The sequence below is a fragment of the Streptomyces pimonensis genome (assembly GCF_041380215.1).
Lineage (GTDB): Bacteria > Actinomycetota > Actinomycetes > Streptomycetales > Streptomycetaceae > Streptomyces > Streptomyces pimonensis.
The window spans coordinates 1-743 of record NZ_JAHWZY010000134.1; the positions used below are offsets into that span (position 1 = coordinate 1).

Annotated in this window: 1 pseudogene; it reads right to left on the reverse strand. The window is 69.6% G+C overall.

The features are described from left to right. Window positions 1-667 (reverse strand): annotated as a pseudogene (locus KYY02_RS33690) (transposase); the annotation flags it as partial. Window positions 668-743: the final 76 nt, after the last annotated feature.

The window sequence follows — 743 nt, forward strand, 5'->3', positions numbered from 1 at the left end:
CGCCCGACGGGCCCGCGGACACGCACTTTGGCGAGCACGGGGATGAACTGCGGGCTGTCCGCAGCCTGGCCGGCGGTCAGGATCAGGGCCAAGGGCCGGCAGCGGCGGTCCGCAGCCAGGTGGATCTTGCTGGTCTGTCCACCTCGCGAGCGCCCGAGCAGAGCGGCTTTCAAGCGGAGCCCGTGCCGCCGCCGGACCCGCCGCCGTTCGGCCCGGCCGGGATCCCGGACGTCACCCTGTCCGTCTTGTTCCTTCGTGCAGCCCCTTTTTGCCGGGCCGCCTCCGCCTCGACGGCGGCCTTCTCCAACGCGTCCAGAACACCTTCCTCCAGGCGCATTCCGGCCGCGTCGTGGTGGGCCCGAACCGTCGTGGAATCCACGCTGACCAGCGACAGGTCCACCCTGCCCCGCTCGGCCGCCTCGGAGATCATCCCCTCCAGCAGGGCCTCGAAGACCCCGGCGTCCCGCCACTGCCGGAACCGGTTGTGCACGGTGGACCAGGCACCGAACCGCTCCGGCACCTCCCGCCACTGCGCTCCCGAGCGAAACTTCCAGATCACACCCTCGAACTGCTGCCGCAGCCGCTCGGGATACGGGCCGTACTCGCCGACCGGCAGGTACGGCTCGATGAAACCCCATTCTTCGTCCGTCAGTTGCGCACGCGTCATGTGCACTGGACTACCGGATCCGCCCTCGGAGCGAGGGCGGATCCGACAAACTGATCACGACTCGATACAGGCCCTA